Origin of the sequence: Desulfovulcanus ferrireducens (assembly GCF_018704065.1) — a bacterium.
Lineage (GTDB): Bacteria > Desulfobacterota > Desulfovibrionia > Desulfovibrionales > Desulfonatronovibrionaceae > Desulfovulcanus > Desulfovulcanus ferrireducens.
Genome location: NZ_JAGUQP010000001.1, coordinates 204,187 through 219,410 on the forward strand (window position 1 = coordinate 204,187; position 15,224 = coordinate 219,410).

9 protein-coding genes are annotated in these 15,224 nt (G+C 43.0%); 8 read left to right on the plus strand and 1 reads right to left on the minus strand.

Features of this window, described 5'->3' with window-relative positions; translation table 11 throughout:
• Window positions 1-12 precede the first annotated feature (12 nt).
• The 4 genes from KFV02_RS00945 (at window position 13) to KFV02_RS00960 (ending at window position 3,767) form a co-directional block, all read left to right on the plus strand.
• Window positions 13-1,137, plus strand: coding sequence for a SpoIIE family protein phosphatase (locus KFV02_RS00945; RefSeq protein ID WP_252379655.1), 1,125 nt, complete (start codon window positions 13-15; stop codon window positions 1,135-1,137).
• 172 nt (window positions 1,138-1,309) lie between these two features.
• Window positions 1,310-1,732 carry an ATP-binding protein gene (locus KFV02_RS00950; protein WP_252379656.1) on the plus strand — a complete coding sequence of 141 codons (423 nt, stop codon included), beginning with the start codon at window positions 1,310-1,312 and terminating at the stop codon, window positions 1,730-1,732.
• Window positions 1,733-1,791: 59 nt separating this feature from the next.
• The gene (locus KFV02_RS00955) at window positions 1,792-2,883 is read left to right on the plus strand and encodes a protein-glutamate methylesterase/protein-glutamine glutaminase (protein WP_252379657.1); all 1,092 of its coding nucleotides are present in this window, start codon (window positions 1,792-1,794) and stop codon (window positions 2,881-2,883) included.
• A 32-nt stretch (window positions 2,884-2,915) separates the two neighbouring features.
• Window positions 2,916-3,767 carry a CheR family methyltransferase gene (locus KFV02_RS00960; RefSeq protein ID WP_252379658.1) on the plus strand — a complete coding sequence of 284 codons (852 nt, stop codon included), beginning with the start codon at window positions 2,916-2,918 and terminating at the stop codon, window positions 3,765-3,767.
• 1 nt (window position 3,768) lies between these two features.
• Here the strand turns inward: KFV02_RS00960 and KFV02_RS00965 are convergent, their stop codons facing one another.
• Window positions 3,769-4,167, minus strand: coding sequence for a response regulator (locus tag KFV02_RS00965; protein ID WP_252379659.1), 399 nt, complete (start codon window positions 4,165-4,167; stop codon window positions 3,769-3,771).
• A gap of 104 nt (window positions 4,168-4,271) precedes the next feature.
• Here KFV02_RS00965 and KFV02_RS00970 point away from each other — a divergent pair, with 104 nt between their 5' ends.
• The 4 genes from KFV02_RS00970 (at window position 4,272) to dxs (ending at window position 15,222) form a co-directional block, all read left to right on the plus strand.
• The gene (locus KFV02_RS00970; protein ID WP_252379660.1) at window positions 4,272-5,108 is read left to right on the plus strand and encodes a biotin--[acetyl-CoA-carboxylase] ligase; all 837 of its coding nucleotides are present in this window, start codon (window positions 4,272-4,274) and stop codon (window positions 5,106-5,108) included.
• Between the two features lie 557 nt (window positions 5,109-5,665).
• Entirely contained in the window at window positions 5,666-9,352 is a 3,687-nt protein-coding gene (locus KFV02_RS00975; RefSeq protein WP_252379661.1) for a pyruvate carboxylase, read from the plus strand.
• Window positions 9,353-9,712: 360 nt separating this feature from the next.
• Entirely contained in the window at window positions 9,713-13,285 is a 3,573-nt protein-coding gene (locus KFV02_RS00980) for a PEP/pyruvate-binding domain-containing protein (protein ID WP_252379662.1), read from the plus strand.
• Between the two features lie 44 nt (window positions 13,286-13,329).
• A complete protein-coding gene (gene dxs / locus KFV02_RS00985; protein WP_252379663.1) occupies window positions 13,330-15,222 on the plus strand; it encodes a 1-deoxy-D-xylulose-5-phosphate synthase in 1,893 nt (630 codons plus the stop codon).
• Window positions 15,223-15,224 lie beyond the last annotated feature (2 nt).

Below are 15,224 nucleotides of genomic sequence, written 5' to 3' on the forward strand. Positions count from 1 at the left end.
AACGTTAGATCGATGATTTATAATAGAACTCCTTTAATTCTTATTGTAGATGATTCTGCTTTAAACAGGCAGGTGCTGACTCTTTTACTAAAAAAAGCCGGCTATTTGACCGTAGAGGCTGGTAGTGGGGAGGAGTGTCGTAAGCTAGCTCGTGAACATAAACCAGACCTGGTTCTTCTGGATATCATGATGCCTAAGGAGGATGGATTCACCACGTGTATTAAACTAAAAAGTGACCCTCAAACAAGAGAAATCCCTATAATTTTTATTTCTGCTTTGGATGACACTGAAAATATTGTCAAAGGTTTGGAAGTGGGTGGAGTCGATTACATTGTCAAACCCTTTTCTCAGCCCGAAGTCCTAGCCAGAGTAAAGGTACATTTAAGCTTAAAATTTGCACAAGAAAAATTAATTGAAAGCCAGGCTCAAAAATTAGCCGATATCAAACAGGTTCAAAAGTCATTTTTAGTCCTTCCCGAAGAATTGCCAGAGGCAAAATTTTATTACCTATACAAACCAGTGTTAGAGCTCGGGGGCGATTTTTTAGATGTCATTCCTGTTGGTGAAAACTCTTTTGCTTACATAGTAGCCGACATAAGCGGACATGATTTGGGCACGGCTTATCTTATTTCAGCCTTAAAGGCCCTTTTTAACCAAAATATTAATGCCTTTACGCCCATGGAAGATAGTTTGAGGATGATTAATGCGGTTCTGCGACGGATATTTAAGGAAGGCCAATACCTGACAGCCAATGTTGCCCTTATTGAGCGAAATAAGCTTAAGCTTTCTATTTTCAATACCGGTCATCTTCCGGCTATTTTGTCTAAAAAGAATGGAGAAATTTTGGAAATCAATGGTGAGGGCGATATTTTAGGTGGATTTGAACATTTTCAGGTTCAAGAAGAAGTTATAGTTGTTGAAAAAGGTGATAGGGTTTTCTTGTTTACAGATGGGCTTATCGAAAAATTTAGAGGTCCCGGACGGCAAAGAAAAGAAGGGCTTAATTTGCTTAAAAGAAATATTGCCAAATTCAATAAATTTGACCTGGATGAAGTTGTGCGCAGGGTTGTTAATTCTCTCTGTTCCGGTCAAAATAAGAGTGAAGACGATGTAATACTTTTAGCTACAGAAGTCTGAAAATAAGCTAAAATTCATGAAAATTAGTTTTTCGCTGATGGATAAGCTTACTTATTTGTTTTGTTATAGATAACTGGTTTAAGCATTTCAGAGTTTCAAGTTTTTCTTCTTTATCTATTTTTTTCAGAATTTTTTCAAAAAGCAATTTTTTTAGCACATACTTAGGTTTGCTGTGTTTAAAATCAAGCACTCTTCCTCTTTAATTCAGATTGAATTTCCTGCAGTGTTTAAGAATGTGGATATTGTGCTTCAAATTGTTCAGAATTTTTTAAAAGAACGTAAAAAAAACATAAAGTTATTTAATTTGACTTTGGCCTTACGCGAAGCCTTAAACAATGCAATAGCTCACGGAGCTCGTAGAAACCCTGAGTTGTATATAAAGTGTATAGTTGAATTAAAAGATAATAAAGTTTTTTTTAGCGTTGAAGATCCTGGTAATGGGTTTGATTGGAAACATTTGGAAACAGATATGAGGCCAAGTGTCAATTCAGAACATGGTTGGGGTATTTTTCTTTTGAAACAGTGTAGTGATGGCTTGAGATTCTATGGTTCGGGAAATAAAGTAACTTTTTGGTTTAATGTGGATAATAGTTAGTTTTGTATTTTAATAAATTTTGAGTTGATGCAGGATTAGGTATATAAAGGTTGGTGAATATGAAATTAAGGGTATTAGTCGTCGACGATACCATTTTCTATCGCAAAATTATCAGTGATGTTTTGTCTCAGCTTTCTGAAGTTGAAGTAGTTGGAACGGCAGGCAACGGCCGAATTGCTTTGACTAGAATTGAATCCCTGAAACCGGATTTGATTACTTTAGATGTTGAAATGCCTGTTTTGGATGGTTTGGGGGTTTTAAAAGAAATAAAAAAGAGAGGTCTGGATATTGGTGTAATTATGGTCAGTACACTGACCAAGCGTGGCACAGAAATAACTATGAAGGCCTTGGAATTGGGGGCCTTTGATTTTATTACCAAGCCAGACGCTGAGACTCTCGAGGAGAATTTTAAGGCTTTGCTGCTGGCTTTGCGCCCTCGCATTCGGGCCTTTGTTAGAAGATACGAGTTAAGGAAGGCCCTGAGGAGAAAAAAAACAGATTTAAAGCTGAAGGAGAAGGTTGTTCATGTCCCAGGTGAGGTGGTCAGAAAAGTTGAGCTTGAAAGACGTGTGGAGAAGTCAGACATCGTGGCTATTGGCATTTCAACCGGAGGGCCCAATGCCCTGACTACAATGCTGCCTATGCTTCCGGGAGACCTGGGCGTCCCTGTGGTTGTCGTCCAGCATATGCCGCCCATGTTTACTAAGTCTCTCGCTGACAATCTGGATCAAAAATGTGCTTTGAAGGTTAAAGAGGGTGAAGATGGGGAGCCACTTGTGCCTAATACGGTATATATTGCCCCGGGTGGAAAACAGATGAAAGTAGCTGCAGGTGTGGCCGGAACCAAGGTCCTTCGCATAACTGATGACCCACCAGAAAATAATTGCAAACCCGCAGCTGATTATCTTTTCCGGTCAGTGGCCAGGCAGTTCAAAAGCAAGGCTACAGGGGTAATTATGACTGGTATGGGCAATGATGGGACTCTGGGTTTAAAAGTCATGAAGTCATTTGGTGCGGTGACCATCGCCCAGGATGAGGAGACATCTGTAGTTTATGGAATGCCCAAAATGGCTATTGAAGCCGGGGTGATAGATATTATAGCCCCGTTGGATAAAATTGCCCAAGAAATAGTTAACACTGTGCGTAGGTAGGTTTAAACGCAGGGCTAAAGGCTGTAGAGTAGATGAAGATTACCCCTGAAGAGGTTAAATTACTGGCTCAGTATATCTACAATATTTCAGGAATTTATTTAGACCAAAGCAAGGCTTATTTGCTAGAAACAAGGTTAAAGAGGCTCTTAGAGCAGGAAGGACTAAGTAGTTATAGGGAGCTCTATAATAAGGCCAAGTCTGATCCCACCAAGCGGTTGGAAAAGGCTATTATTGACGCTGTCACAACTAAGGAAACCCTGTTTTTTCGCGATAACGCCCCTTTTGAACTCCTCAAGTACAAAATACTTCCGGATTTAATCGATCGTCGGGTTAAAAAAGCATCTAAATTTATGCCTATTAAAATTCGGATCTGGAGCGCGGCCTGTTCAACAGGTCAAGAGGTATACAGTATAGCCATGGCGGTCAAAGAGGTTATTCCGGATTTAAACAAATACCAGATTTATATTTTGGGCTCGGACATATCTAATGAGGCTATTGCCCGCGCCAGTTATGGTAAATATAATAAGTTTGAGATTGAGCGGGGTATGCCCAAAGATAAATTGATCAAATATTTTAACCGCACACCTGATGGTAACTGGCGGATTAAAGACGAAATAAGGGCAATGGTCACTTTTAAAAAGATTAATTTAATGCAACCTTTTTCTATTTTGGGCAAATTCGATATAATTTTTTGTCGCAATGTGGCCATTTATTTTAAACCAGAGGACAGAAAAAAATTATTCGACCGTCTGGCCGAGGTTCTTCAGCCAGACGGCTATCTGGTAATCGGGGCTACGGAGTCTTTGGCCGGAATATCAGACAAATTTGTACCAAAAAGATATCTGCGGGCTATTTTTTACCAGTTTAAGGAATTTAAAGGTTAGGTTAATTGATTAATCCAGCTTCTTTTAAGGCCTGGATAAGTTTGTCTCGTGAAATGGGTTTAGTCAGATAACTATCAGCCATTCCTTTGAAAAAGGCGGTAGTCACATTTTTAGTATCTGAAAGGGCTGTAGTCATTATGGCCTTTGTTTCCTGTCCAATGGGTACATTTTTTTGTTTTTCGATGTTGCGGATTTCTTTCAATGATGTTTGCCCATCCATAACCGGCATCATAATATCCATGAAAACTACATCATAAGGATGGTTTTCATCCAAGGCTTTGGTAAAAAGGTCAATTGCTTCCTGGCCGTTCTGGGCTACGTCGCACTGGCCAAACTCAGATAGAAGTTTAGTCATCAATTTCTGATTTACCGGGTTGTCTTCAACTATGAGCATACGCATGCTATTTCTGTCCCCTTTTAAGTTTATTAAGTTGTTAAAGTTATATAATTAACTAAGATGCATTTTTTGGTCAATAATTGATATAGATAATCTTTTACGGGCTTATGAAAACCATTTACATAAAAAAGGTTTATCCTCGACTAGCATATCCGGTAGATAACAAAAAAAAGTCTGAAATTTTTGGTTTGAAAGATACCCAAAAATATCCAGGGTTTTCAGGTCGGATATATGTGGCGGGCAGGTGTTCTTCCAGTCTTGATCTCGCCTGGGCCTTAATGGATGAAGGCGAAATCCGTACCTGGGACTCTGTCCTGTGTCTTGAACAATGGGCTGGGAGAGGACAGTTGCGCAGAACCTGGGTTTCACCAGCAGGGAATATTTATGCAGCTTGGTCTTGGCCAGCTCTCCCAGCAAAATGGAAGCCACAGACTTCTATTTTAGCCGGTTATATCTTTGCTCGAGCCCTTGCGGAGTTGGGAGCAGAGGTTAAAGTTAAATGGCCTAATGACTTGCTGTTTCAAGGTAAAAAGGTTGGCGGTGTTTTAGTGGAGGAGAAGAAGGATAAAGTGATGGTGGGTTTTGGTCTGAATGTGGCTTCTAGTCCGGATAGAACGAGTTTGCGCGATGATACCGTTGTGGAGGCGGGAAATCTGGGGCGGGTATTCGGGAAACTAAATCCAATAATGTTTTGGGGCAAACTTGTGTATAAGAGCTATAATTGGTATATGCATATTTTAAGCCATTATACTCTGGGTCAGTTTACCTGCGCGGTTACCAAGTTATTGGCTTATTTGGGCCAGGAAGTGGCTGTGGGTTGGGGTAAAGATATTAAATATGGTCAAGTGCTTGGATTGGATGTGGATGGCAGTCTTCTTTTAAAGAATGGCTCGAAACTAGTTCGGGTTACTTCCGGAAGTATTATGTTGGAAGATGCTGGTTGAATTGATTTGCTTAGTTGTGCTTGAACCATGAATTTTTTCGCTCCATCTGTGTTGCAAGAGACCCGTACACAAACGTTGTTTTGGCGCGCCTTATTAAAATTATATTCTTTGAATATTGAATAAAATAACGTATTGTTTGACCTCACGGTAAGTTATTCAATAACTTGTCTGGTTTATGTTAGCCTGTTTGCCATAGGATAGATATTCAAAAATCTAAACCTAAGTTGAGCGATTTTTTGCAGTTTAAAGTTTGAGATAACGTCAAGGGTAACGCTTTTCGCAATGGCATAGCGCACATCCTGTCATTGCGAGGGCAGCGAAGATGCCCGTGGCAATCTCACCCATTAGGTGAAAATCGCTGGTTCAAAATGTACTTTTATTTCAATGTGTTTAATGTAAAATTAAATTAAAAATCGCTCAACTTAGGTTAAAGTTGTTGTTATTATCTGTCACATTGTGCCAGAATCTGAATTTGTTTATTTGCACTTATACCTAACTAAAAGGATTGACAGGTAACTTCAAACTCTAACCTCCAAACTATATACGGGAGAATTATTATGGCCATGAAGAAATTTGAGCAGGTAGTAGAGGAGCTTAAAGGTAAGAAGATACTGGTGGCCAACCGCGGTATACCAGCCAGACGGATAATGCGTTCTATTCACGAAGTTTTTCAGGCCACTTCTGTTCTTACAGTTACAGACGTCGATAAAACCGCACCATATACTTCCAGCGCGGCCGAACTTCTTCTTTTGGGTAAAGAGCATCAGGCCTATCTTGATATTGATCGGATTATCAGGAAAGCCAAATCATTAGGAGTCGTGGCAATTCACCCGGGATGGGGATTTGCCTCGGAAAATTTTTCTTTTGCCGATAAATGTAGAGAGGCCGGAATTGTTTTTATTGGTCCGGAATCCCGGGCCATGGAACTTTTGGGAAATAAGGTTGCCCTGCGCAATTTGGCCAGAAAGCTGGATGTTCCTATTGTGCCCGGCTCAGACGGTGCGGTGAGCATTGAAGAGGCCAGAAAAATAATCAAGGAGATGGGGTTGCCGGTCATGCTTAAGGCCGAAGGCGGCGGTGGAGGCCGTGGTATTTACGAGGTCTTTGACGAGGATCAGCTAGAAGATGCTTTTATTAAGGCCTCAACACTGGCCCAGGCCTCTTTTGGTAATCCCCGCCTCTTTATTGAAAAATTGCTCACCTCTGTCCGGCACATTGAGATTCAGGTGGTGGCCGATAAGTATGGTAATGTTTTTGCTTTTGATGAACGCGATTGCACAATACAGCGCAACCATCAAAAACTCATAGAGATTACTCCATCACCCTGGCCAAAAATGACTGAGGAACTCAGGGAAAAATTAAAGGAGTATGCTGTTCGCCTGATTAAGGCCGTGAATTATCACTCCTTGGCAACGGTAGAATTTCTGGTTGACCAGGAAGGAAATCCCTATCTTATTGAAGTAAATACCAGGTTACAGGTCGAACATGGTATTACCGAATGTCGTTATGGAGTGGACTTGGTAGAGGAGCAGATAGCAGTTGCTTTTGGAGCCGAGCTGCGTTTTAATGAAAAGAATACCATCCCCCTTCATCATGCCTTCCAGGTGCGTATAAATTGTGAAGACCCACAAAATGATTTTGCTCCTAATGCAGGATTGATCACCAGATACCAGTCCCCTGGCGGGCAGGGTATTCGCGTGGATTCATGTATTAGTGTAGGATACAATTTCCCTTCGCAATATGATTCTGCTGCTTCCTTGCTTATTGCCTACGGCAATAGCTGGCCAAAGGTATTGGGGATCATGAATCGTGCCTTGCGCGAGTATATTATCGGAGGGGTAAAGACAACTATTCCTTTTCATCGCAACGTAATTAACCATCCTGAGTTTAGAAAGGGAGAATTTGATACCAGTTTTGTGCAGAAGAATCCTGACTTGAGGATCTATCGGGACAGAGAGCCCGAAGCCTTGCGTTTATCCAGGCTGGTGGCCGAGATTTCAGCTAAAGGATACAATCCTTATGTTCAGCTCGGAGAATATCGAACAGTTCATGATAAACGTTTGGGCCGTTTTACTCCTGTTCTTCCGGAAATTGAAGAAGAGGGCTATGATTATCCATACCCGCGCGGAGATAGAGATGCAGTTTTAGATTATATTCGTGATTCCGGCTATGTTCATTTTACGGATACAACCCCCCGGGACATTACCCAGTCCAATAGCGGTAACAGATTTCGTCTGGCCGAAGACAGACTTATTGGGCCTTATCTGGATAATTGCGGATTTTTTTCCATAGAAAATGGAGGCGGAGCCCATTTTCACGTGGCTATGCTAGCCAATATGACTTATCCTTTTACTGAAGCCGAAGAATGGAATAGGTTCGCTCCCAAGACTTTGAAGCAGATTTTGATTCGCTCGACTAATGTCTTGGGATACAAGCCTCAGCCAAAGAATTTGATGCGTCTCACCGGTGAAATGATCTGCGAACACTATGATGTTATTCGCTGTTTTGACTTCTTGAACCATATTGAAAATATGCGTCCTTTTGCTGAGGTAGCTTTAAATTCCAAGAGCAATATTTTTGAGCCTGCCATTTCCTTATCCTATGCGGAAGGCTTTGATGTGCCTCATTATATGGGAGTGGTGCAAGAAATTCTGGATATGGTAAAAGATGTGGCCGGGGTTTCAAGCAAAAAGGCTCAGAAAATGATTATCCTTGGCTTAAAAGATATGGCCGGGGTTTGTCCTCCTAAGTTTATGCGCGAGCTGGTTTCAGCTATTCGCGAGAAGTATCCGGAACTGGTTCTTCATTATCATCGCCATTATACAGACGGCCTTTTTGTACCTACTGTAGTTGAAGCAGCCAAGGCAGGGGCCCATATTGTTGATACAGCTATCGGTCCGGCTGTGCGTTGGTACGGTCAGGGCGATGTTATGGCCACGGCTGCGTATATGGAGGAGATGGGCCTGAAGGTCAATTTGAACAAGGAGATGATCAGAAACTGCAGTTTTGTTCTCAAGCAGATTATGCCATACTATGATCGATATACAGCCCCATATTTTCAGGGCATTGATTATGATGTGGTTGAACACGGCATGCCGGGCGGAGCCACATCTTCATCCCAGGAAGGGGCTATGAAACAGGGCTATATCCACCTCTTGCCCTATATGTTGAAATTTTTGGCTGGAACTCGAAAGATCGTTCGTTACCACGACGTAACACCTGGTTCTCAAATCACCTGGAATACAGCGTTTCTGGCAGTTACTGGAGCTTACAAGCGCGGTGGAGAAAAAGGCGTGCGTAAATTGTTACGGGTTCTCGAAAAGGTGATCACAACTCCGGAAAATGAATTGGATGCTGAGACCAAGAAGGAGAGGTTGGAACTTTATCGGGAAAGTAACGATGCTTTTCGTGACCTCTTATTAGGTAAATTTGGGCGTTTGCCCTTAGGTTTTCCACCGGCATGGGTTTATGAGAGCGCCTTTGGAGAGCATTTTGAACAAGCCCTCTTGGAGAGAACTGAAAATTCTCCGTTAGTCGATTTGCAAGATGTTGATATTGAAGCCGAACGAAAGGCTCTGGCCGAACATCTGGGCCGAAATCCTAATGCCGAAGAGCTGGTTATGTACTTAAACCATCCGGGTGATGCTTTAAAGACAATAGAGTTTAATCGTCAGTTCGGCGATCCTAACCGCGTACCTTTGGATGTCTGGTTCGAAGGCTTAAAACCTGGCGATTCTCTTGATTTTGACGACTCTAATGGAAAGCCTCATCACATGGTTATTCTGGATATATCCAATATGGACGTCAATGGAATGAGTGTGGTCAGGTACAGTCTTGATTCCGAGTTCTTTACCTACCAGGTCAAGGTGGGCGAAGCCACAGGAGGTGAACAGAAAGGTATCGAGATGGCTGATCCTGATAATCCATACCATGTGGGCTCACCAAGCACAGGTGATTTATGGGTCATGCATGTAAAGCCGGGAGATAGAGTGAAAAAGGGTGAAGAACTCTTTAACATTTCCATCATGAAACAGGAAAAGGCAGTTCTTTCTCCTGTGGACGGTATAGTCAAGAGGGTACTCAAATTTGCTGACTATCAAGAAGATAAGAAAATGGTCCCGGTTAAGGAAGGAGAGTTGTTAGTCGAACTTATGCCTATTCCCACCCTTTGTCTTACTTGTAAGGAACCTGTTCTTCTTGAAGAGGCCAGATTCTGCCATCATTGTGGCCAAAAAATTGCTTAAACCTAAGATGAAGCCGGGAAGTTGAGAAGTTAGGCAAGAAAGGAGTTTTTTTTCTTAATTGCCTAACTTCGTATCTTCTTAACTTCTTTTTTCCCATTGTGGCCAGAAAATTGCTTAAATATCTATTGACTAGTCAAACAAGTCCGGGATAATGAGGCATAAAATTTTAGCTGGACTGAAAAGGTTGTGACGATAGGCGTGGACAGAAGAGAGTTTATTTTAGGTGAGCCATAAAATAATGTGGATAGGAAAGGTTTAACCTTTCCTATCCACATTCTATAATATGATATTTGTTGCACACTTTTTTCTAAACATAAACTTTAAATCAAGAATTACGAAATACGAAAAAAGGAGATGGTAATGGCCAAAGAAGAGAAGCAACAGGGTCAATGTAAAAAAAAGGCGGCCAAAAATCTGGAAAAGATCAAACAAAAATTGGTCTTAACCGGTGAGGATATTAAAGCCATTGGTGAAGAAGCAGAGCTATTAGTCGGTGGAAAAAATTATAATACTGCCATAATAAGTACCATCGATGACATCAGAGCCCCCCAATTTAGAGCCATTTCCTCTTTAGCCTTCCATAAACTCCTAGATGAAACCAAAGTCAATGCCGCAACAATTCGCTCTGTTGTGGATAAAGAATATGACGCCATTGATTGGAACGATGCTGAAATAAACAAGGATCCTGAGTATTTGAAAAAATTTGTTCGGAAAACTGCCAGGAAAGTGAGAAATACAACTGGGAAAGAGGGGACTCTTATTCCTTTGCGCACTTTTATCAACAATGTGGTTGAAGGGTTTGCCACTTCGCCAGAAGGAATCGATCAGCTAAGAAAGCGTTCTGTATTGGTTCAGGTAGCCATTCTTAGTGTGGATTTGCCGAAAGATGTTCAAGAGGCGGTGCGTCAGGCTTATCGGGAAATATGCAAGGAAGCTGGTCTTGAAAACGTCCCTGTTGCTGTACGTTCTTCAGCTGCTGGTGAGGACAGCAGAAAGAAAGCTTTTGCCGGACTCCAGGATACATATTTAAATATTGTTGGAGAAAATGCTGTAGTTGAAGCATATCACTGGGATTGTGCTTCGGCCTATAATTTACGGAGTATGACCTATCGCCGGGAGGCCATTCTGGATGCGGTAGCCAAGGCAGAAAGTACAGGCGATGATTCCATTGCCATTCAGGCTAAAAAGGAATGGGCCATTGAAAATACTTCATTGTCTGTATGTATCATGCGCATGATAAACCCGGTTATTTCCGGGACTGCTTTTAGTGCCGATACTGCGACTGGCTGCCGGGGTACAGACCGCAAGGATCTGGTATCTATCGATGCAAGTTACGGTCTGGGCGAGGCTGTGGTCAGTGGCATGGTCACACCGGATAAATTTTATGTCTATCAGCGTGACGATGGACAAGAAGTAGTAATCCGCTTCATGGGTTATAAAGGAAAGAAGATCGTCTATGATGATGACGGAGAAGGCACAAAGGTAGTTGAGGTGCCGGAAGATCAGGCATGTCGCTGGTCTTTGTCTCTTGCTCAGGCCGAAATGGTGGCCAAGGGGGTTCGGGCCATCAGCAAAGCCTACGGCGGCATGATCATGGATACAGAATTCTGCATTGATAAATGGGACAGGTTATGGTTTGTCCAGGCCCGTCCAGAGACAAGATGGAACGAGGAGTTAGAAAAGCATCCCCATACTATTTTCATGCGTCGGATGGAGGTTGATCAACAGGCTCTGGAAAATGCAGAGGTGATAGTTGAAGGTAATGGAGCTTCCAGGGGTGCCGGGCAAGGAACTGTACGTTTTCTAAGGTCCGCACTGGAATTAAATAAGATTGGCAAGGGGGATGTGCTCGCTGCTGAACGTACTGATCCGGATATGGTTCCGGGTATGCGTGTTGCTTCGGCTATTATTGCCGACGCAGGCGGAGACACAAGCCATGCCGCGATTACCTCCCGTGAACTTGGTATCCCTGCTGTGATTGGGGTGAAACGGTTGGAGGTATTGCGCAATCTGGATGGTGAAGAGGTCACAGTAGATGGTTCCAGGGGTAAAGTATATCGAGGTCTTCTGCCTTTAGTTGAGGTTGGTGGCGAGATTGATGTGAGCAAGCTTCCTGCTACCAGAACTAAAGTGGGGTTAATCCTGGCTGATGTCGGGCAGGCGTTATTTTTGTCCCGGTTAAGAGAAGTACCTGACTTTGAGGTGGGCTTACTTCGGGCCGAGTTTATGCTTGGCAATATAGGGGTGCATCCCATGGCCCTGGAAGCTTATGATAACGGAAGTTTGCAGATGCTGGTCGAAAAGAAATTAAAAGAAATGGAAGATGATTTGACCAAAATTATTAAAGACCAGCTTGCTGCCGGCGTTGTTACCCTTGATCTGAAACTTAGAAAATATGTGGGCATAGTCACGGGGCTGGCCCAAGAGATAAAAAAACTTACCGAGCAGGAAGGGGCTAAAGGTACGGACGAGGTTCTGGCCATCCATCGCCAGCTAAGAGAGTTGGATCATAAATGGGATGAACACCTTGATCTGGCCACCAAGAGATTGGATACATTAAAGACTTCCACTGATCTTCGTGAACATATAGCAGTAATTATGGGTTATACTGATGAACTTCTCCTGCATGGGGGAAATGATCCTGAGTCTACTCAAAAACGGCAGGAGATTGAAGACAGGATCAAAGAAATCGAGGAACGAATTAAGGACGATCCTTTTGTCCAGGAAGTAATGGCCAAAATTAAGGCTTTACGCACAGATGTAGCCCAGAAGGTGAGTTTGAAGCAGGGGATGGATGATGTGCGTTCTCTGCCTCAGAAAATTGCCGAAATTTTACACCTCAAAGGTTACCGTAGCGGAAAGGAACTCTACGTGCAGACCCTGGCCCAGGGTCTGGCTCTTTTTTCCATGGCCTTTTACGGCAAGCCGATTATTTACCGGACAACTGACTACAAGACTAATGAATATCGCAACCTTTTGGGTGGATTGCTTTTTGAAGACTATGAAGACAACCCCATGCTTGGTTATCGGGGCGTGGCCAGGGATGTGCATGATTGGGAGTTGGAGGCCTTCAAACTCGCTCGCGGAGCCTTTGGCGGTAAGAACCTACAGCTGATGCTTCCCTTCGTGCGTACCCTGGAGCAGGCCAGAAGTATGAAGCGTTACCTTGCTAATGTGCACAAGTTGCGCTCTGGCGAAGACGGCCTGAAGTTGATTTTGATGTCAGAAATACCAAGTAATGCCATTTTGGCAAAAGAATTCATCAAGGAGTTTGATGGATTTTCCATTGGCTCCAATGATATGACTCAATTGGTTCTGGGAACTGATAGAGACAATGCCAGATTGAGGCATATTTATGATGAAGAAGATCCCGCTGTTGTCTGGGCTATTTTAGTGACCATTTTTACCGGTCAAAAGTATGGAAAAAAAGTTGGCTTCTGCGGTCAGGGCGTATCCAATAGTAAAATAATCAGAGGGTTGGTGTGCATTGCCGGTATAGTCTCTGCTTCAGTTGTTCCTGACACCTATGCCCAGACTAAATATGATATTGCAGCCATGGAAAAGGAGAACATCAAACCTAAAGATTTGGGTAAGTGGCTTAAAAAACAACATTTAGAGAGGTTGCATAATCTGCTTAAAGAACATGGCTATGAGCATATTTTGAAGAAATATTCTTCAGATAGAGACCTTATGGATTGGTACGAGGGAGAGCTTTCTCGTTTACATGAACAATTGTATTCTAACTTAGGTTCGCCTAAAGAAGATTTTTATCGTCAGGAATTGGAAGCTTTTCGCTCCATTTTCCATAAACCAGTCATTTATGCCAACTGGGATTGGCAGACCACCGTAAACGATGCTCTCCATCAGGCAGGGTTTACTTCGTTTGAAGAGCAGGAAAAGGCAATGCAGGAACAGGCCGAAAAAGTCTGGTAAAAGAGGCGGCTTGATGGCCGCCTTTTTCGTGAGAGTATGCAACAATGACTAAAAAAATTCTTGCCCGAATTGATAGGCCGCAAGATATTTCCTCTCTTTCATTAGACGATCTGACCGAACTAGCCAAAGAGATTAGAGAGCTGATTATAGAAGTAGTGGCCAAAAATGGGGGGCATTTGGCTCCATCTTTAGGGGTCGTTGAGCTGACTTTGGCTTTGCTTAAAGTATTTGACCCGGGCCACGATAAATTTATCTGGGATGTGGGGCATCAGGCATACGCTTATAAGATTTTGACAGGCCGGAAAGACAATTTTCATACTTTGCGCCGCCTTGGTGGTATCAGCGGGTTTCCCAAACCATCAGAAAGTGTTTATGACCATTTTGGGGTCGGTCATTCCAGCACATCTATTTCCGCAGGGTTAGGTATGGCTGTGGCCAGGGATATTTTAGGGCAAAGTCAAAAGGTGCTGGCCATTATTGGCGACGGGTCCATGACCGGAGGTCTGGCCTACGAGGGGTTGAATCAGGCTGGCGACCTGGACAGGGATTTGATTGTAATCTTAAATGATAATGAAATGTCCATTGCCAAAAATGTTGGCGCCTTGTCTTCGTTTTTAAGTAGAAAGTTGACTTCTCGCTGGGTGCTCAGGTTGAAAAAAGAGATGGAAGCCTGGATGCGCCAGATTCCCAAAATTGGCGATGAACTTGTCCATTATGCCCGTCGGAGCGAAGAGTCTTTAAAGATTTTTTTTACTCCTGGTATGCTGTTCGAGGCCTTTAAGTTTAATTATTTGGGCCCTATTGATGGACATAATCTAAAAAGGCTTATTGAATTTTTTGACCACATCAAGACCTTGGAGGGGCCACTTCTGGTTCATGTGCTGACCAAAAAGGGTAAAGGGTATAAACCAGCAGAAAACAATCCTACTTATTTTCACGGTGTTGGCTGCTTTGAACCTGAAACAGGAGCAGCCAAGAAGTTTGGCACATGTTTTTTGCCCAGTTATACGGACGTATTTGGTCAGACACTATGTTCATTGGCTGAAAAAGATGACCGGATCGTAGCTATTACAGCTGCAATGCCGGAAGGAACAGGTCTGTCTTCCTTTGCCCAAAAATTTCCTGATAGATTTTTTGATGTGGGAATTTGTGAACAACATGCAGTGACTTTTGCTGCCGGACTTGCCACCCAGGGGTTTAAGCCGGTAGTGGCCATATATTCTACCTTTCTGCAGCGGTCTTATGATCAGATTGTGCACGATGTGTGTTTGCAAAACCTGCCTGTTACTTTCTGTCTGGATCGGGGTGGGCTGGTTGGTGAGGATGGGCCGACACATCATGGAGCTTTTGATCTGTCATACTTACGCCATGTTCCGAACATGACTTTAATGGCTCCCAAAGATGAGGCAGAGTTGCAGGATTTACTTTACACAGCTATAAACTATCCTGGTCCCAGTGCTGTCCGCTATCCGCGCGGGGTAGGAGTAGGCGTCGAATTAAAGGATAATTTTCAAAATATTCCCTTGGGCCAGGGGGAGCTGCTTCGCGATGGGCAGGATGGACTTATTGTAGCTATCGGCAGCCGCGTGTATCCAGCTTTGGAAGCTGCCCAGGAGTTGGAAGAAGAAAATGATTTACAGATAGCAGTTTATAATGCCCGTTTTGTTAAACCTTTGCCAGAGGATGATTTAAGGCAACTAGCTTCCAAGTTTAATAAACTCCTGCTGGTAGAAGAAAATGTTCTGGCCGGGGGGTTTGGCTCGGCAGTTTTAGAATTTTTAGCTGACAATGGTCTTTTAACCAATTTGATGATAAAAAGGATTGGACTTCCGGACAAGTTTGTTGAACATGGTCCGCAAAAGGTTTTGCGGCAAATGTTGGGTTTAGGGAAAGATGGCATAAAAAAGAGCGTGCTTAAATTGGTACAAGGAGAATAAAG